This window comes from Arthrobacter sp. 10T425, assembly GCF_056393985.1.
Genome location: NZ_JBFTGZ010000053.1, coordinates 1 through 548, shown reverse-complemented (window position 1 = coordinate 548; position 548 = coordinate 1). Strand labels below are relative to the sequence as shown.

The following is a 548-nucleotide window of genomic DNA, read 5'->3' as shown; positions in this document are numbered from 1 at the left end:
GACCCGGTCCAGCCGGCCATCAGGCTGGTGTCCAGGGGAATGTCGTAGGCCGTGTTGGCGGCCGTGCCGCCGGGCAGGGACCCGAGGGTGGGCCCGGAAACCGCGGGGCGGTTGGCGTAGAGGGTGCCGGTCTCGGACCAGGAGTCGGCTGCCGAGCGGACGTTGAGGGTGTTGGCGGAGCCGGCGGAGGCCAGGCTGGTGGTGCGTATGCGCAGGACCGCGCCGGTCAGTGTTTGCCCGGCCGGGGCTGCCGGGACCTGGAACCGGAGCACCGTCGTGGCGTCCGGTGAGCCGTAGACCGCCAGGGAACCGCTGGTGCCGAAGTCCGTCGTGGGCGCAGAGGCGGAGGTGTAGGTATCCGCCGCACTCTCCACCGCCAGCACCGTCGGCGGAGCGGCCGGTTGGGTGGTGGCGGTGGCTTCGTTGGAGCCGGGGCCGGTGTTGCCGGCGGCGTCGGTGGCGGTGACGCGGTAGTACCAGGTTCCGGCGGGGCGGTTGGTGTCGGTGTAGCTGAGCCCGGTGGTGTCGGCGATTTTGGTGGTGGTGGC

1 protein-coding gene is annotated in these 548 nt (G+C 72.4%); it reads right to left on the bottom strand.

Annotated features, from left to right (window positions below):
- Positions 1–548, bottom strand: a 548-nt coding sequence (locus AC1DDH_RS20470) for a CBM96 family carbohydrate-binding protein (protein WP_476956210.1), incomplete at both ends; no start/stop codon positions are given.